Source organism: Verrucomicrobiia bacterium, from assembly GCA_035629175.1.
Lineage (GTDB): Bacteria > Verrucomicrobiota > Verrucomicrobiia > Limisphaerales > DASXHY01 > DASXHY01.
In genome coordinates, this window is record DASPIL010000096.1 from 112,994 (window position 1) to 129,520 (window position 16,527).

General features: G+C 57.6%; 17 protein-coding genes and 1 tRNA gene. 15 read left to right on the forward strand and 3 right to left on the reverse strand.

What is annotated here, in order from left to right:
- Window positions 1-63: 63 nt before the first annotated feature.
- The 12 genes from VEH04_17115 to VEH04_17170 all read left to right on the forward strand — a co-directional run bounded on the left by VEH04_17115 (window position 64) and on the right by VEH04_17170 (window position 10,308).
- Window positions 64-891 carry a hypothetical protein gene (locus VEH04_17115; GenBank protein HYG24502.1) on the forward strand — a complete coding sequence of 276 codons (828 nt, stop codon included), beginning with the start codon at window positions 64-66 and terminating at the stop codon, window positions 889-891.
- Window positions 892-1,077: 186 nt separating this feature from the next.
- On the forward strand, window positions 1,078-1,707 hold the full coding sequence (locus VEH04_17120; protein HYG24503.1) for a SprT-like domain-containing protein: 630 nt from the start codon (window positions 1,078-1,080) through the stop codon (window positions 1,705-1,707).
- Window positions 1,708-1,734: 27 nt separating this feature from the next.
- The gene (locus VEH04_17125; protein HYG24504.1) at window positions 1,735-1,941 is read left to right on the forward strand and encodes a hypothetical protein; all 207 of its coding nucleotides are present in this window, start codon (window positions 1,735-1,737) and stop codon (window positions 1,939-1,941) included.
- 192 nt (window positions 1,942-2,133) lie between these two features.
- Window positions 2,134-3,891, forward strand: coding sequence for a DNA polymerase (locus VEH04_17130; GenBank protein ID HYG24505.1), 1,758 nt, complete (start codon window positions 2,134-2,136; stop codon window positions 3,889-3,891).
- Window positions 3,843-6,134: a primase-helicase family protein gene (locus tag VEH04_17135; protein HYG24506.1), complete on the forward strand. Its 2,292-nt coding sequence runs from the start codon at window positions 3,843-3,845 to the stop codon at window positions 6,132-6,134. The genes VEH04_17130 and VEH04_17135 overlap by 49 nt, the downstream gene beginning before the upstream one ends.
- A 7-nt stretch (window positions 6,135-6,141) precedes the next feature.
- A complete protein-coding gene (locus tag VEH04_17140; protein ID HYG24507.1) occupies window positions 6,142-6,822 on the forward strand; it encodes a sigma-70 family RNA polymerase sigma factor in 681 nt (226 codons plus the stop codon).
- 9 nt (window positions 6,823-6,831) lie between these two features.
- Window positions 6,832-7,095 (forward strand): hypothetical protein, encoded by a 264-nt coding sequence (locus VEH04_17145; protein ID HYG24508.1) that lies wholly within the window; start codon window positions 6,832-6,834, stop codon window positions 7,093-7,095.
- Window positions 7,092-7,646, forward strand: a complete 555-nt coding sequence (locus VEH04_17150; GenBank protein ID HYG24509.1) for a hypothetical protein — start codon at window positions 7,092-7,094, stop codon at window positions 7,644-7,646. The genes VEH04_17145 and VEH04_17150 overlap by 4 nt, the downstream gene beginning before the upstream one ends.
- Entirely contained in the window at window positions 7,627-7,998 is a 372-nt protein-coding gene (locus VEH04_17155; GenBank protein ID HYG24510.1) for a hypothetical protein, read from the forward strand. Before VEH04_17150 ends, VEH04_17155 begins: the two co-directional genes overlap by 20 nt.
- On the forward strand, window positions 7,998-9,278 hold the full coding sequence (locus tag VEH04_17160) for a hypothetical protein (GenBank protein ID HYG24511.1): 1,281 nt from the start codon (window positions 7,998-8,000) through the stop codon (window positions 9,276-9,278). Before VEH04_17155 ends, VEH04_17160 begins: the two co-directional genes overlap by 1 nt.
- Window positions 9,275-9,670: a hypothetical protein gene (locus VEH04_17165; protein ID HYG24512.1), complete on the forward strand. Its 396-nt coding sequence runs from the start codon at window positions 9,275-9,277 to the stop codon at window positions 9,668-9,670. The genes VEH04_17160 and VEH04_17165 overlap by 4 nt, the downstream gene beginning before the upstream one ends.
- A complete protein-coding gene (locus tag VEH04_17170; protein HYG24513.1) occupies window positions 9,667-10,308 on the forward strand; it encodes a hypothetical protein in 642 nt (213 codons plus the stop codon). The genes VEH04_17165 and VEH04_17170 overlap by 4 nt, the downstream gene beginning before the upstream one ends.
- Here VEH04_17170 and VEH04_17175 read toward each other — a convergent pair.
- Window positions 10,268-11,623, reverse strand: a complete 1,356-nt coding sequence (locus VEH04_17175) for a site-specific integrase (protein HYG24514.1) — start codon at window positions 11,621-11,623, stop codon at window positions 10,268-10,270. The two genes, VEH04_17170 and VEH04_17175, sit on opposite strands and share 41 nt — an antisense overlap.
- A gap of 89 nt (window positions 11,624-11,712) precedes the next feature.
- On the opposite strand from VEH04_17175, the gene VEH04_17180 reads away from it, so the two are divergent.
- The 3 genes from VEH04_17180 (at window position 11,713) to VEH04_17190 (ending at window position 14,244) form a co-directional block, all read left to right on the forward strand.
- Window positions 11,713-11,787: transfer RNA gene (locus tag VEH04_17180), tRNA-Met, on the forward strand.
- A gap of 167 nt (window positions 11,788-11,954) precedes the next feature.
- Entirely contained in the window at window positions 11,955-12,611 is a 657-nt protein-coding gene (locus tag VEH04_17185) for a DUF2959 domain-containing protein (GenBank protein HYG24515.1), read from the forward strand.
- Window positions 12,612-12,840: 229 nt separating this feature from the next.
- Window positions 12,841-14,244, forward strand: a complete 1,404-nt coding sequence (locus VEH04_17190) for a hypothetical protein (protein ID HYG24516.1) — start codon at window positions 12,841-12,843, stop codon at window positions 14,242-14,244.
- 6 nt (window positions 14,245-14,250) lie between these two features.
- On the opposite strand, the gene VEH04_17195 is transcribed toward VEH04_17190, so the two are convergent.
- Together VEH04_17195 and VEH04_17200 are read right to left on the reverse strand one after the other, a co-directional pair.
- Complete coding sequence (locus VEH04_17195; GenBank protein ID HYG24517.1) at window positions 14,251-15,297, reverse strand: glycoside hydrolase family 43 protein; 1,047 nt, start codon at window positions 15,295-15,297, stop codon at window positions 14,251-14,253.
- A gap of 50 nt (window positions 15,298-15,347) precedes the next feature.
- Window positions 15,348-16,403 (reverse strand): ATP-dependent DNA ligase, encoded by a 1,056-nt coding sequence (locus tag VEH04_17200; protein HYG24518.1) that lies wholly within the window; start codon window positions 16,401-16,403, stop codon window positions 15,348-15,350.
- Window positions 16,404-16,527 lie beyond the last annotated feature (124 nt).

Genomic DNA, 16,527 nt, shown 5'->3' on the forward strand with positions numbered 1-16,527 from the left:
TCCGTTCATCAATTGAGTTGAACGGAGAACACAACAAAAAAGTCCAGACAAAAAAGCAGTAATATGGCTCGTATTGAGTTCAACAAACCCGGCACTGAATCCTTGGTCAAAGACGTCCCGACCGAGGCGAAGGTCCTCACACCCAACCCGCAGACCCAAACGGCAAACAGTGAGCCGTCGTCCCAGGTCCCGGCAACGATCACCGGCACCAGCACCGCTGTGGCTGCGCCCCCCGCGCCTTACGACGATGACAGCATCGACGCCAAGGACATGGTGCTGCCGCACTTCAAGATCGTCCAAAAAGTGGGCGAACTGTCCAATAATTTTCCACACGGCTCGTTGCTTCTCAACGGCTCTCTGGTTCTTCGCGAGGGGAAAAGCAAGCTCGGCGAAAAGAGTGAACCCGTGCGAATTCTCATTTGCGGGTTTGAGCCGACTCTGTTCGAAGAGAAGGTCGACTATCAGCCGGGCCTACGCGGAAACCTCTGCAAGACGGAAGCTGAAGTCGTCGCAAAGGGCGGCACGCTCGACTACACCGAGGCGCAGCAGACCAAGAAGCCCTGGTATCAGCGGCGCGCAACGGCACTGATCCTCGTCGAGCAGGTGTCAGGTCTCACTGACAACGAGTTCCCGATCAACATCGCTGGGAAGAATTACGCACTGGCCCTCTACCTCATGAAGGGCAGCGCTTACACCTACGGAGCGAAGCCCATCAAGACTCAGCGCAAGATTGGAGTGCTGCGCCAGAACGGTTACCGCGGAGCTTTTTTTGAAATCCGCAGCGAACTTAAAAAGTTCGGCAACAATTATGCATTCGTTCCGGTGCCGAGGGCGTTGGAGTCCACAACACAGACATTCCGCGACGAACTGAAGGCAGTCCTGGGCTTCTAGGACAAGATACGGTTAGTCCACAGGCAATTGAGGGTCGGACGGTGTTTGTCCGACCCTCTTTGTAAGACTAAAAAGGTCCGTAAATTTACCTCAAGTTTACAAAAGTATTGACGAAAATATTGCCATTGCGCAAAGTGCGTTCGTCAGCAAAAACAATGGGGTGTTGACCCCGGAAAGAAGAAGCCGTTGCAGAAGAAGTATCCGACCCGCGAAGCGTTCCTCCTCGCCGCAGTAGAAGCGTTCAAGCCTCTGTTCGAGAAGAAAGAATACAAAGTTCCTCCTGTCCGCGTCAGCACCGGGTGGCCCCATACCAAGGCGGTGTCAGCCAAGTCCCGCCGCCTCGCCGAATGCTGGGATAACGCTGCGAGTGAGGACGGCGTGAACCAGATTTTTATCAGCCCCTGTTTAAACGACGTGACCGGTCCACAGGGAGTTCTCTCAATCCTCATCCATGAAGTCGTCCACGCCGTGGTCGGAAGTAAAGCGGCGCACGGACCAGTGTTTAAACGTTGCGCGCAGGCGGTCGGTCTCACCGGCCCGATGACTTCCACTGTTGCAGGACCCGAGCTCTTGGAAATCATCGCGAGCGTTTCCGAGGAACTCGGCGAGTATCCTCACTCGAAGCTCGACCTCCTGAAGTCCGGCCGGAAAAAGCAGGGGACCCGCATGGTAAAATGCGAGTGCCCTAGCTGCGGATACACCGTCCGAACGACGAAAAAATGGCTGGATGTCGCCGCACCCCGCTGCCCCATCCAGGGCCACGGCGCACTTCACTTTGAACTGCCGGAAGAAACCGACGACTCTGGCGAAGAATAATTTCTCGATACGCAACCTCGGAAACGCATGAACATTGTCTGCCGCAAGACCGCCCACAACGACGTCGATCCTTTTTCTCGCTCTGATCGGGACCCGATTGGACGCAACGCTGGAAAAGGTGACCGGCCTCGCAATGTGGGCGGCAACTTCAAGAAGAACTACGACGCGATCAACTGGGGCCGCTCACATGACGTGAAGCGCAAACCAGGACGCACTCGCATCCGCTCCAAATAGCGGACTCTCGGACTTAATAACTTCCGCCAACTCGAAGGACGCGAGTTAGGCCCAACGCAAGAACTCTGCCCAGATATGGACACTATAGCAGTCGATTTTGAAACATTTTATAAGAAAAACGAATATTCCGTCAGGGATTTAGGCAACTGGCGTTATGTCCACGACGAACGCTTCGACCCCTATCTCATGACGGTGTTCGATGGCGCGAATTCCTGGGCGGGCAACCCCCGGGACTTTAACTGGGACGCGCTCGAAGACGCCCTGCTGCTGGCCCACAACGCCGCGTTTGAGCGAGCAATCGTCGGGCGGTTGGTCGAGGACGGCATTGCGCCAGTGCGGATGCTTCAAAATCAGTGGCAATGCACGGCCAATATGACGTCTTACCTTTGCGGTAACCGTGCTTTGGCCAAAGCCCTGGCAGTCCTGGAAGGCCAGCCCATGTCAAAGGACATCCGCGATTGGATGAGCGGAAAGACGTGGCAGGACGCGGTCGACGCCGGAAAGGCAGACGAGTTGGCGCGATACGGAGTCGGTGACGTGCGCGAGTGCCACGGCCTCTGGACAAAATACAGCCCTCGTTGGCCCTCTCATGAGCGTGGGCTCTCCGAACTCACCATGCGGCAATGCGCTCGCGGGGTTTCTATCGATGCCGAGTTACTTCACGAATACATCACCGTTTTGCAGGAGGTGATTTTCAACCTCGAAAAATCGCTTCCCTGGACTGACCGAGGCGCAGCTCCCACGAGCCCAAAAGCAATTGCAGAACAGTGCCGCGTGGTCGGCATCCCTGCACCGCCGGTCAAGAGTCATTTCGACGACGGCGAGGAACAGTTCGAGGCTTGGGAGATTGCCTACGGGCCGCAGTTCCCGTGGGTGCTCGGAGTCAGCCAATACCGGCAGCTCAATAAGCTTCTGTCATCTCTCCAAACGATTCGCGAGCGCCTGCGTCCGGATAATACCATTGACTTCTCGCTTCTTTACTTCGGCGCTCACACCGGACGCTGGTCCGGCGGCGGGTCGGGTCTGAACATGCAGAACCTTCGTAAGGTGCCCCTGTATCTCAAGGACCGGAACCTGGTATCACCTCCAGGATCACTCTCCGTCAAAGACGCCAAGGATTGGGTTGCCAACTGCACTGACTACGCCATGGACATTCGGCGGCTCTTCCGGGCGCGCCCTGGCAAGAAGTTCATCCTAGCTGACTTATCGCAGATCGAGCCTCGCGTCCTGGCGTGGCTGACGGGGAATTTTCAGCTCCTCGAAATGCTCCGCACCGGCATGAGTATTTACGAGGCATTCGCACGCGTGTCGATGGGTTGGACGGGTGGGAACCTCAAGAAGGAGAATCCGGACCTCTACGCGCTCGCCAAAATTCAGGTGCTGGGATTGGGGTATGGCTGCGGATGGGAAAAGTTCGTCGCGATTGCCGCGAGTTACGGCGTGTTGTTGACACCCGAGAAGAGTCAGGAATTGGTTACCAGCTTCCGCGCACAGAACCCCCTCACAACCGGTCTGTGGCGCACTTTGGATGATGCGTTCAAGCAATCCATCCACAGCGATTTCGAGATGGCTTTACCGTCTGGGCGGACGATGACTTACCGGGGTGTCTCTCGTGTCGTCCGCAGCAAGAAGGACAAGGAAACCGGGAAATGGAGGGCGGACTGGGCATTTACGGCCCTGGTTGGAGACAAGCGCAAAACACTCTACGGCGGGCTCCTCACGGAAAATCTGGTTCAAGCAACGGCCCGCGACGTCTTCGGCCAGCACTTACTCGCCCTGGAAGACCAGGTCGGCGACGTGATTTTTCACGTCCACGACGAAGCGATTACCGAGGTCGACCAGGACGTCACGGTCAAGGACGTGGAACACGTAATGAGCCGCACGCCTGACTGGCTGGAAGGTTGTCCAGTGAGCTGCGAAGCGCAGGAAGCGGCCCATTACCTGAAATAACTGAGGAAAAATGCGCGCCGCGGTTGGCAAAGCCCCCCTCAACTTCTCATATCAAGACTGAGACGATGTTTTTTCTCCCTAATCTCAGCTCGCAGAATGTTTCCACCGGGATTGCTCCTTGGGACTTCAAAACAGATGCCATCCCGGCGGAAGTCCGATCCGACAAAACGGCTCGCGACGCCTGGATCAACAACCCGGCCACCCGGCACCATGTCTACACGTTCTACGAGGGTGTGAACGGCAGCGTGCGCCCGTCACGCGAACGGAAGGACGGCGAAGGTAACCCGGTCCTCAAGTGCCACGCGCTGGTCGCTGACTTCGACAGCGCGCAGCCCGACGACGTGGTGGTGCGCCTCGTCAACGAGTGCCCAATCAAGCCCAACTGGATCGAGAAAACCCTGTCCGGCAACTGGCGCTTCGTTTGGCTCCTCGAAGAAGCAATCGTTTTTCCGTCCGACACGTTTGCCCGTCACTTCCTGAAAACCTTCGCGGACTTTGGGTTCGACATGGGCCGCTGCATGGTTGGTTTTGACAAGCCCGCCTGGGAAGCGCCCGAGCGCATGTGGACCAACGGCTGCGACTGGCGGAAAATTCACGACGAAAAAATCTCGGCAAACGTCTCCCGCGGTTGGCTCGTCAAGGCCAGCCAGAAGTTCAACTTCAAGGGCAAGGAATTTGGCACCACGATTCCGCTCGACGTCGTCGCCAAGGAGCTGGCGAAGCACTTTCCGAAGTTCTCTCAATGGCCCGGCGATTTCGCGCTCAACTCTCAAGGTCCAACGTTCTGGATCGACGCATCGCAGTCGCCCAAGTCCGCGATTGTGCGCGAGACCGGTATTCAGACCTTCTCGGCCAACGCTGCCAAGGCGTTTTATCCCTGGGTCGATTTGCTCGGCGCTCAGTTCGTGAAGCAATACGAAGCTGAGTCTCTGGGCCGCGCGGTCGAGGGGATTTACTACGATGGCAAGCAATACTGGACGGCACTTCCTTCCGGGATGTGGATTCCAATGGAGGGGCCGCAGCTCAATCGCAAGTTGAAGATCGAGCGCAGCGTGTCTCCGAAGCCCGATAAGGCCGGTGTCTCGGACGTCGAAAGAGCGCTGCTCTATATCGAGGAAAATGCCCGGGTGAAGGGCGCTGCCCCGTTCGTTAATCGTCGGCCAGGCCCTTACCGCTTCAATAACGACACATATCTCAACACTTACTCCTCGCGTCCAATTGCCCCCGCGGGAAAACCTGGCGAGGCTGTGTGGGGACCGAACGGGCAGTTTCCTTGGCTGTGCCACTTCATCGATACTTTTCACCCCACGCCCCTGCAGGTCGCCTATCTCAAGGCGTGGATCATTCACGCTTACCGCTGCGCGTATTACTTCGACCCGCGAAGCAGCCTTATCCTCTTCATTGCGGGGCCTCCGGGCGTCGGAAAAACGCTGCTTAATCGCGGCATCCTCGGCCCGCTGCTGGGGGGATTCGGCGAAGCCACTGATTGGCTGCTCGGCAACGACAATTTCAATTCCGAGCTTTTCGAGAAGCCTTTTTGGTCGGTCGACGACGCGACGGCGAATGCAAACCCCCGCACCCTTCGCATTTTCTGGATGCAGATGAAACGCGTGGCCGCCAACCCCTCGTTCCGCTGCAATGAGAAGTTCCGCAAGGCGTCAATGACTGAGTGCAACAGTTGCCTGATGGTGACCTGCAATGCAGATGAGGAGAGCGCCCGCCAGGTTCCTGACCTCGACCAGTCGATCAAAGACAAGCTGCTGCTCCTGCGCACGATTGAGGTGCAACAAATCAAGTTCCCTCCTCGCGCTGAACTGGTGGCAATCTTGGAACGTGAGCTTCCCTGGCTGGCTCGATGGGCTCTGGATACCGACATCCCCGAGGAGCTTCGTGGCGACAGCCGCTACGGAGTTCGAGCTTTTGCGGACGAAAGCCTCGTCGAAATCTCGCGCCAGTCCAGCCGCACCGCAGGGTTCTCCGATATTCTGGAAGATTGGATGTTTATCCACTTCACGACGCGGGAAACGAAAGCCGCGTTCTGGCAAGGAACCAGTTACCAGCTCCACAAGGAGCTGATTAACTACGACCCCGCCGCCCCGGCGGCCTTGCGAGATTATTCGGTCGACACGATCAACCGCTCCCTCTCCCAGCTTAAAGGCAAAGGGTTTGATGGCCTGGAAATCGTGCCCCACTCGACTACCCGAATTTGGAAAATTCATCGCCCTAAACACCTCATCAAATAATCGCTTTATGTCATACTACTCCACTCAAGACGACCTCTCGTTCATACCCCTAACATTGGCTGAAGAGCACGCGCTGATTGCGCGGTATCACGGCAATAACGATCTTGCCGCACGGGACGAGCTCGTTCGAGTCCATCTCAAACTTGTGGCAAAGCTTTCCCTGCGATTCGCACGGGGCGCAATCTTGGACGAGGACGCAATTTCCGCAGGCAACTTCGCACTGATGCAGGCCCTCGAATGCAAAAAGTTCGACCCCGCGCGCGGTTCCCGGTTTGGCACTTACATTCGTTCCTATGTGAAGGGTGAAGTGCTGAAGCAGATTCGGCAGCGCACCGTTGTCCGCCCTGAATTTCACCAACCATCTCTCCCGCCCGACGCCGTTGTTACAGGCACCGCCGCAGGAAATGAGGATGCCGACAAAAATCGTCCTGAATTTTCGAATCTGGTTGACCAATCCAGCGACGAACAACAGATCATTACAGTGAGAGAAACTTCGCTCGAAGACGCTATCGACCAGTTACCTGCCTTGGAGGGTTACGCCGTGCGGCGTGTGGACCTCCAGGGAGGTAACTACGCTGATGTCGGACGTGAGCGCAACGTGTCGCGCGAAGCGGCACGCAAGGCCCACGCCCGAGGGCTTCAGAAGCTGCGGTTTCGCCTCAATCCAGTCCAATCACAACTCAACTAACTGACCCCTATGATAACCCACAAAGATGCCCGTCACATTACCCTCCGAGCCAAAGGCGGCAAAGCCCGCCGAGTCCGCATCATGCGCCCGTCTCTTCGTCAACTCGGCGTCAAGGCGCGTCACCTGGACCATCGGGTCGCGGGTCTCAAAAGCGCCCTGCACCATTTGAAACCCGGCCAGGGCGACGAACAGTTGCGCCTCAACCAGATGCTGGGCTCCGTTCGGTCCCGTCAGGAAGCTCTTCAGAAGCACCTCGACTCCCTCGCGGCATGAGGGTGTTGTCTCTAGACTTGGGAACCAAGACCGGCTGGGCCTTTTTTGACGGCTCAGCGGTCAAGTCGGGCACATTTTTGACCGCCACCACCAAAGAGTTGGAGGCGCAGAAGAAGAATGGGCTGGACCGATGCTGTGATATGCGAGTCGAGAGGCTCTACACGTTCATTGGAACCTTCGATAAGCCCAACGCGATTTACTTTGAGGACGTCCAGTTTCTCAGCACGCAGTTACAGGCACAGCTCTGGGCGAGCCTTCGGGCGAGCGTCATCCTGTATTACCCGGCCTGCGCGATCCGTGCGGTGCCGGTCGGAACGCTCAAAAAATTTGCGACCGGTTTCGGCAACGCAAAAAAGGAACATATGGCCGCAGCCTTGGCGAAGATGCCGGGTTACGTCCAGGAAGTCAACGGACGGGGAAAGCTCACCCTCTACAAAAGCCCCGGTTACAAGATGGAACCCGTCGACGACAACGAATGTGACGCCATCCATCTGCTGAACTTCGCCCTCAACGAACTCAAAATCACTACCCATGCTGAAATCGCACGCTGACATTATCGGAGATCAAATCGACACGCTGCTGAATGCTCTCGCGACGGTGAACAACGTCATGCGTCGGAGCTCGGACGAGCAATCGCACGACGAGCACGTGAAGACCTCCCTGGAAGGCACCGCCATCCGGATTTGCAACCGGCTCGATGCAATCCTGGACGACGCCGACAAGTGGGCGCTTCCGAAGACTGACGGCCACGCCGTTCTATCGCACAGCATCGCCCTGCGGGACGGGCTGATCGAACAACAGCTTTTCCGTCTTGAGCTGCAGAAGCAGTTGGCGCTCGGGAAAATCACGACGTCTGAACCGGCGTCGGCTCAACCCAAAACCACCCCCCGCAAGAAGAAGTAATGAACAAATTCTGGAAACCTGAGGAACTGGCCCTTTTCGACTCCCCGTTGAGTAATCGGGAAATCGCTGCGAAGACGGGCCGAAGTTACCATGCCGTGCGGCTGCGTCGCTCGGAGCCCCGGCCCGAAGCCGCCGCTACCGCTGCGGTTGCCACAGCCGCCCAAACAACCACCGCAACGTCGACCTACACGGACGACAAGGGCCGAGCCAACGCCGAGTTTTGGAAGCGTCAGCACGACGACCTGCGAAAAAAGTATGACCAGGCGCTGGCTGAGAACTCAGTCGTCGACCAACTCGTGCAGAACATCATGGAGGCGGCTCCGCGGTCCTACTCACCCCTGCCACCAGTGGTGAAGGTCCGCCCGAAGTCGAAGTCAACACCCCAGAGCGCGGTCCTCCTTTTCTCCGACACGCACGTCGGCAAAGTCGTTCGCCCGGACCAGACTCTCGGATTTGGCCGCTACGATTTCCCGATGTTCCTGGCGCGGTTGAAATATTTGGAGGAGTCGGTCATATCGATTCTTGGGAACCACACAACCATGCACGTTGACGAGCTGGTCGTAGCCATGCTCGGAGATCACCTCGACGGAGCGCTTGCGCATGGGTCCGAGGCGGGGCAACGGAGCACTTTGTTTTCGCAGTTCTATCTCGCAGGCCACGCCACGGCTCAGTTTCTCCGGGTGTTATCCGCTCACGTGCCTAAGATTCGTATTAAGACGGTCGTAGGCAACCATACGCGCTGGCAGAACCAAAAGAAAATGCCGACCGAGAATCGGTTCTCGAACCTTGACATGTTTTTCTACGCGCTCGTTGAAGCGCTGACCCGCGACATCAAAAACATTGATTGGGACCTTAACCCCCAACCCTTTGCAATTTTCCAGGTGCAGGGTTACACGTTCCACGCAGCGCACGGCGATCACCTCCGCGGCGGCGACAAAGCACTCGGTATCCCGAACCACGCGATTGGTCGTGAGTTGTCGACCAAGGCGCAGTTGTTCACCAAGCACGGGCGACAGGCACCGCATTACTACATCTGCGGGCACCTGCACCGGGACATTCAACTGCCGCACGCGCTCGGCGACGTCACTATTAACGGCGGCTTCCCGGGTCTCGACGGGTATTCGTTGACCGAAAACTTCAACCCGATTGATCCGACTCAAACCCTGTTTTTTGTTCACCCGAAATTCGGGAAGACCGCTCAATACAAGCTGTCACTCAAGTTTGCCGACGTGGGTGCTGACGCCCCCTATCAATTGCCGCAGCAGTTCCCGATTGAATGAGTCGACTCGCACGAACTGAATTCTCGCTGGCCGACTACTCTGACCTGAAAATCAGCGTGGTCGTCCACCCGACTGAGAAGACGCTGTATCGAGCATGGACCAAGTTCGATGGGACCGCGCCAGATTTTACGGCCGCGTTTTGCCACTTCCCCAAACCCAGCGAGAAGCGGAAGCCAGAAGTATTGGCCGAGCTTCACTTCTGCCACAAGTATCTGACGGTCTCCACAATCGCGCACGAGGCCCTGCACGCAGCCTTCGGGTTCGCCCGGCACGCGCGCCTGGTCATGCATGAGGACTATGGCGAAGAGCTGCTCGCCCTGGCGGTGCAGAATATCACCGCTCAAACCATTGCCTTCTGCGAACGCAAAAAGCTGCCCCTCGAAATTGAGTGAAGCTCGCGACCTTCAGGCAAAAGACCGGTCTCTCCCGCACCACCGAATGGCGGTTGCGAAAGAACGGGGTTTTGCCGGTTGCTGAGTCACGCGGCAGGCTCATCGTCGACCTGGGGCGGCAGCGCAACATCGCCAGGAACCGCTACGGCGCGATTTTGGTCGAGCACGCGACTGAAGAGACCAACCGTCTCGGAGAAACCCTCTGGCAGTGCCGCTGCGACTGTGGCAAGACGTTCACGAAATCGCGGTGGCATCTCATTAACGGCCCGAAGCACTGCGGCTGTGGCAGCAAGCCGACGTTTGAAAAGAGAGTGCAGGGCGCTGGAGAAATTACGGCCCGACGTTGGGCTTCGATTCTGGCCGGTGCGCGCAAGCGTGGGATCAAGGTGCCCGTCGACGCTGCCGCTGCCTGGGACCTTTTCCTCAAGCAAGGTCGCCGGTGCGCGCTGACGGGTCGTGAACTCAAAATTTCGCAGGCTTCGCTCGACTACCACCCAGGCCCCCCACGGTGGATCGATTCCACGGTCGCGCGCATGAAAATGAAAATCCCGGCAGACACGTTTTTGCGCATCTGCCGGGATGTTGCTGCCGCCGATCCTACGCCGCCGCCTGTCCAAGCTTCTCTTGAAGCAGCTTGAGCAGCTCGGCGGCACTTAGGTTTTCCACGGCGGTCTTGTCTGGAACCGGAATCGCCACCGGCTGCACCGGTTGAGCTCCCGGGATATTGAACTTCAACTTGTCCGCCGCCGCCTTTCGGTGCCGGGGGTCGAGGTGTGAATAGATCGAGGAAATCATTACGCCGTTATCCGCATCGCCCCGCCATTCTGCAATAGTGCGATAATCGATCCCACTCATGACGGCCCAGCTCGTAAAAAAATGCCGGAGATCGTGCGGAGTAAACTCTCCAACGTTCGGAGTGTGGTCCTTGAATTCCTTGCTGGCGGCCACCGCTTTTTTCACGCTGTTGAGCGTCTTATACATATGGGTCATGTGATCCCGGTCGCCATCGTTGCGGCTTGCTGGAAAAAGGCAGTCGTCGTTTGGGTCTTTGCGCGCCTTCATGTCGAGCAGGTGCTTTTCCATTTCCGGGTTGAAGTCGACCGTCACCGTTTTGTCGAATTTCGTGTGCAGCGTGATCGTCCGCTTGTCGAAGTCGACCTGTGACCAGCGGCAGGTGATGGCGGCTGTGTGTCGCGCGCCGGTCCACTGCATTAGTCGAATCCAATCGACGAACGCCTGGCCGTTGCGGTGGATGAGGAAGCCTTTCTTGTGTTTGCGCAGCGCCTCGTTGCAGAGCGCGTCAATGACTTCCGCGGGCCAGAGCGGACGGATGGGGGCCTTATATTCCAACTCCTTCCAACCGTCAGTGGGCAGCCCGTGCTTCAGGTAGTTTTCGCCCGCGGCAAACTTGCAGAGGTTTTTGAGTGCGATCACGTCCTTGTTGATTACGGTGTTGGTGACGCCTTCTTTCTTGCGCAAAAGGACGAACTCGTTAATTTGTCGGCGTTCGATTTGGTTGAGACGGGTCTGGCCCAAAAACCTGGCCCATGCCTTGAGTGAGCTGCGCTCCTTTTTGATCGTCAGCGGACCCTTGGCTTCGGTCTCTTCCATGAACGAGAGATAATGCAAATAGTAGTCGGAGAAAAACGGCGTGATCCGGGGACCTGGAAGTATCCCTTGGCGACGGTTGGAGAGCAGGGCGGCGTAAGCCTCCTTGGCTTGGGTCACGTTCTTGGCGGGCAGGTTCTCGTCTGTGAAGAGCGGGACGCGGCGCGGCGTGTTTTTGCCCGGCAGGCAAAGCTGGGCGTAATACCTTCCGTTCCGTTCCCAGATACCCTCCAAATCCCTGCCGCGACCGTCTTTGACCTTCCGGAACCGGTATTTCTCCGCGCTGACGTTGGCGATTTCGGGCTCGATGCTGCCTTTGGTGTCGGTGGTAGACTCGTTATTCATGCTGGGGCTGACACTAGCACAAATCGTAGCACAACGTCAACAGAAAGTATTTACGGAAATATTGGAAACCCCATTATTCTCGTAGTTTTGCCAGAGTAGCTCAGGGGTAGAGCAGAGGACTCATAAGCCTTTGGTCGCAGGTTCGATTCCTGCCTCTGGCACCACTTTGAAAGGGGCGCAAAAGCCTCGTAGCATAGGCTGCTTCAGGTTTCGTCTCCTTCTCACAAGATCCTTTAACAGCTTGCCGCATTCTCGTTATCGTGGCTCGTAGCAAAGTAGGTTTCCATTCCCTTGCGCAATGGCGGTCCGCGTGCCACCGTCGGCCATTCACATGAACTCAGCACGCGCTTTCCTTGCGATGGGACTTTTGGTTTCAGCGATGCTCTCGACCGGCTGCCGCTCCACCTACTACGCGGCCTATGAAAAGTTTGGCGTCCATAAACGCGACCTGCTGAAGAAGAATGTCATCGCGGCGCGCGATGACCAGAAGGAGGCGAGCGAGCAATTCAAGGATGCGCTGACGCGGCTGCAGGAGATGTATGGATTCAGCGGCGGCAACCTCGAGAAGACGTATCGGGCGCTGCAGGCCGAGTATGACGATTGCGCCGCCCAGGCGGAGACTGTCCGGGAACGCGTTCGCGAAGTGGAAACGGTCGCCGAAGACCTGTTCGCCGAGTGGGAAAGGGAGATTCAACAGATCTCAACACCAGCCTTGCAGAGTGGCAGTCGCAGACAGCTTCAGGCGACGCGGACGCGCTACGAAAGCCTGCATGACGCGTTGAAGGCGGCGGAATCGAGCATGCCGCCGGTCCTTACCCAGTTCCGCGATCACGTTCTGTATCTCAAACACAACCTCAATGCCCAGGCAATTGCGTCATTGAAGGGCGAGGCAATGAGCATTCAAACGGATATTTCCAAGCTGATCGCCCAGATGAACGCTGCAATCGCGAAGGCGGATGAATTCGTCAAGACCCTGCAGACGGAGTAACACCGAGCTTCTCATCGCGTAGCGCAGATTTCCACGTCGGCCGTATCGCGTGTTTCCAAACCTGCGCCGCGCTCCAAACCCGGCGGGTGAAGCATTTCACGCGTAATGCGAGGTCCCGTGCGCTGCCGGATTGGAAGCCGGTGATACGGTCCCGAGAAACCTGCGCTTCGCACCGAGCCGCGATTAATCCCTTGGAAATGCGGACGCTTTGGAGAGAATGCGCCGCGGAATGGGTTGGCGTATTCAACATGGCCGAGTCGCGGCAATCGGATTTGTTCTGGCATCGTGGGTCATTGCTATTTACTGGCCGGCGCTCACCTTCGATTTTGTAGATTACGACGACAACGAATACGTGTTTGAAAACGAGACCGTATTGCAGGGACTGACATCGTGGGGCTTCATCTGGGCGTTCGTTGATTTTCATGTTTCCAATTATCATCCGATCACGTGGCTCTCGCACATGCTCGATTGCGAGTGGTTTGGGACCGACGCCGGGGGACATCATCTTGTCAGCTTCGTGTTGCACGCGATCAATGCAGTCCTTGTCTTTCTTGTGCTGCGTTCGCTCACGGGTTCGTTGTGGCGCAGCGCGCTCGTGGCGGCTCTGTTTGCAATGCATCCCTTGCGCGTGGAATCGGTCGCGTGGATCTCTGAACGCAAGGATGTGTTGAGCGGGTTCTTCTTTCTCCTGACACTGCTCGCCTATTCGCGCTACTGCGGCCGTCGCACCGCTGACACGACATCAAATGACCGCGGGAATTTTTTGCGCGACAAGAGCTATTGGCTGGCCCTGATTCTGTTCGTGTTTGGCCTTTTATCCAAGGCGATGCTTGTGACGCTGCCCGCGGTGTTGCTCCTGCTCGATGCGTGGCCATTGAACCGGCTCCGCGCATCGGGTACTGTGCCCGCGTTCCGCGGTTTGTCCCGGCACGTGCTGCTCGAAAAGATTCCGTTCTTTGCGACTTCGATTTTGTTTTGCCTTGCCACGGTTCTGGCGCAGCGTGCCGGCGGAGCCATTCGGACGCTGGAGATGGGTGAACGATGCGTCAATCTCCTGGCGGCGTACCAGGGATACCTGGCGAAGACGATCTGGCCGGCGAACCTTTCCGTCATTTATCTCCGGCCCGAAGGCATTGCGCCGATGGCGACACTGCTCGCGGTGGGTTTATTGATCGCGATAACGGCCGCGGTCACATGGAGGCGGAAGTCAGCGCCGTTCGCCACCATGGGCTGGTTCTGGTTTATTGGGATGCTGATCCCTGTCAGCGGAGTCGTACCGCTCGGCGACCTCTACATGGCTGACCGTTACACTTACCTGCCCGCGATCGGGTTGATGATTGCGCTCGTCTGGGGCGCGGCGCATTTGCTCAGGCGTGGAAGCGGATTGAAATCAACGCGCGCCGCGGTTGCCGTCGCGGCCTGCTGCGTGTTGATGGCCTTATCGGTCGCGACGCGGCATCAGCTGCAATACTGGCGCAACACGGAAACTTTGATGCAACGCACGCTAGCGATCGATGAAGGTAATTTTGTCGCGCATCTGAACCTTGCCGAGTACTACACGCGAATTGGCAATGCAGAACTCGCGCGGCGGCATCGGGATCAGGCAGCGTTGACAATGCCGCAACTCGATTGAGAAGCGTTACTGTTCCACGAGCACACGATCGGTAGATGGCGTCAAGGACTGCAATTCGAAGGCGTTGCCAGGTTGGGCGAGGGGAACGCCGGGTGCGATGGGTTCGCCAAAATCCGGCGCCCCATCTGCATGCCATTGAAAGGGCTGGATCCGAATGTTGCGACGCCATCCGGATCCGCGTTCCTGCGCGGCATGGTAGGCGATCCAGTCTTCTGAACCGTCCGGCGATTTCACAAAAGAAGCGTGGCCCGGGCCGAAGACCTTGTCCGTTCGCGAAAACACGGGAACGGGTTTTTTGATCCACGATTCCGCCCGCATTGGATCGCCGCCTGTGAACGTCAATTGTCCGAGGCAATAGTCGTCACCCCAACTGCCGCTGGCGGAATAAATGATGAAAAGGCGGTTGCTGTTCCAGAGCGCTTGCGGGCCTTCGTTCACCCACGGATTTCCGCGCCGCTCCCAATCGTGTTCCGGGCGCGAAATGCAAACGCGATTGCCTGTCACCTGGCAGGGATCGGACATGAATGCGATGTAGAGGCGTTGCTCGACATTCTCGGTTCCCTCCCAACCGGACCAGACAAAATACATTTGATTGCTGATGGTGAGAACAGTTCCGTCAATCGCCCAGCGATTACCCGGCAGTTTCAGTTCGCCCCTAAAACGGAATGATTCGAGCGGGTTCTGCGACGTTCCTTCCAGCACGAACATGCGATGATTCGCATTGTCGCCATCGTCCGCGGCGAAGTACACGAACCAGGAGCCGTCAAGATAATGAAGTTCCGGAGCCCAGAGTTCCTTGGAATAATTCGTGCCTGGGGGAGGGGACCAGACGCGAGACCATGGCTGCGTGCCCAAAGCAGCGGGCGTGCTGGCGCTTGTGATGAAAATTCCGCGGCCGCCACGGCTTTGGCTCAGGTAGTAAGTGTCACCATGCTGGATCACCCAGGGATCAGCTCCTGGCGTGATGATGGGATTGGTAAACGTTCCAGCGAAGCTGACCGCAACCAGCGCTTGCCAGAAAATCCAGGCACGAACAACACCGACAAAATTCACGCAAGCAGCGTGCAGAATCCTGGGCGCATTCGAAAGGTTCTTTTAGCGCATCACGCCGCGAGCTTGCCTCGCAACAGCTTCAGTGGCGCGCTTCCCGCCTGTTGAATTTGTTCCATCCTGCACTGCGCCGGTTTCTTGTCCGGCCGCCAGCGCAAGAGGCTGGTGCCATGGCGAAAGCGCCCGCCCGTGAAGTGATCATAGCTGACCTCCACAACGAGCCTGGGTTTCAACGGCTGCCATTCCGACGATCGCTTCGTGCTCCAACGACTGGGGCCGCCCGGCGCCTGTCCCGTAAATCCCGGCGCTTCGATCAGTTTTTCCAGGCGTTCAGTCAATTCCATCCGTTCGTTCGCTTTCAACCCGGAACAGAATCCGACGTGATGCAAGAGGTCATCGTCATCGTAGAGGCCGAGAAGCAACGATCCGACGACGCGCGTGCCGCCGACGGTTTTCTCGGCGTATCGGAACCCGCCGATAACGCAGTCAGCCGAGCGATGATTTTTCACCTTCTGCATTCCCGAGCGGTCGCCGGAGCGGTATTCGAGGTCGAGACGTTTTGCGATGATTCCATCCAGATCTCCTCCAGCCTTTTCAAGCCATCGCCGCGCTTGTGCGATTCGCGTGGTTGCGGGTGAGAGGTGCAGTGACTCCTGTTTGAAGTGGCGCGCCACGAACGATTCGAGCGCGGCGCGCCGCACGCGGAGCGGTTCGGCGGCCATTGATCGGGTGCTGTTTTCCGCGAGGAGGTCGAAGGCGACGAACAACGCTGGCGTTATGGCGGCCAGTTTGCGGATGCGGCTTTCCGCGGGGTGAATTCTTTGGAGCAGCGCATCGAAGGAGAATCGTCCCTCAACAGGGACGGCTATTTCGCCATCCAGGATGAACGTGCGTGCTGGCAGGCGGCTGAAGATGTCAACCAGTTCAGGAAAGTAGCGCGCGAGCGGCTGGCCGGACTTCGATTGCAGATAAACGTCGTCGCCGTCGCGAAAGACCAGGCAGCGAAAGCCATCCCATTTCGGTTCGTATTGCCAGTCATCGCCTTCCGGAATGACGTCGACCGACAGCGCCTCCATCGGGGCGAACGGAATCTTCAATGGCAGCGCCATACATCAACAACATACAACGGCCTGCTGACGGCGAAATGGAGGGAACTCAGCAGGAGTGCCGGCGTCGCGAAGCCATGTTCCCGCAGTCGTGCTGGCTTTTTGCTTCTCAACGTTTCGGCGGTCC

What these genes read in the sequence shown, in the direction of transcription:
- VEH04_17115 (HYG24502.1), top strand. Translation starts at nt 64, where the DNA reads ATGGCTCGTATTGAGTTCAACAAACCCGGCACTGAATCCTTGGTCAAA.
- VEH04_17125 (HYG24504.1), top strand. Translation starts at nt 1,735, where the DNA reads ATGAACATTGTCTGCCGCAAGACCGCCCACAACGACGTCGATCCTTTT.
- VEH04_17140 (HYG24507.1), top strand. Translation starts at nt 6,142, where the DNA reads ATGTCATACTACTCCACTCAAGACGACCTCTCGTTCATACCCCTAACA.
- VEH04_17145 (HYG24508.1), top strand. Translation starts at nt 6,832, where the DNA reads ATGATAACCCACAAAGATGCCCGTCACATTACCCTCCGAGCCAAAGGC.
- VEH04_17150 (HYG24509.1), top strand. Translation starts at nt 7,092, where the DNA reads ATGAGGGTGTTGTCTCTAGACTTGGGAACCAAGACCGGCTGGGCCTTT.
- VEH04_17155 (HYG24510.1), top strand. Translation starts at nt 7,627, where the DNA reads ATGCTGAAATCGCACGCTGACATTATCGGAGATCAAATCGACACGCTG.
- VEH04_17160 (HYG24511.1), top strand. Translation starts at nt 7,998, where the DNA reads ATGAACAAATTCTGGAAACCTGAGGAACTGGCCCTTTTCGACTCCCCG.
- VEH04_17165 (HYG24512.1), top strand. Translation starts at nt 9,275, where the DNA reads ATGAGTCGACTCGCACGAACTGAATTCTCGCTGGCCGACTACTCTGAC.
- VEH04_17175 (HYG24514.1), bottom strand. Translation starts at nt 11,623, where the DNA reads ATGAATAACGAGTCTACCACCGACACCAAAGGCAGCATCGAGCCCGAA.
- VEH04_17185 (HYG24515.1), top strand. Translation starts at nt 11,955, where the DNA reads ATGAACTCAGCACGCGCTTTCCTTGCGATGGGACTTTTGGTTTCAGCG.
- VEH04_17190 (HYG24516.1), top strand. Translation starts at nt 12,841, where the DNA reads ATGGGTTGGCGTATTCAACATGGCCGAGTCGCGGCAATCGGATTTGTT.
- VEH04_17200 (HYG24518.1), bottom strand. Translation starts at nt 16,403, where the DNA reads ATGGCGCTGCCATTGAAGATTCCGTTCGCCCCGATGGAGGCGCTGTCG.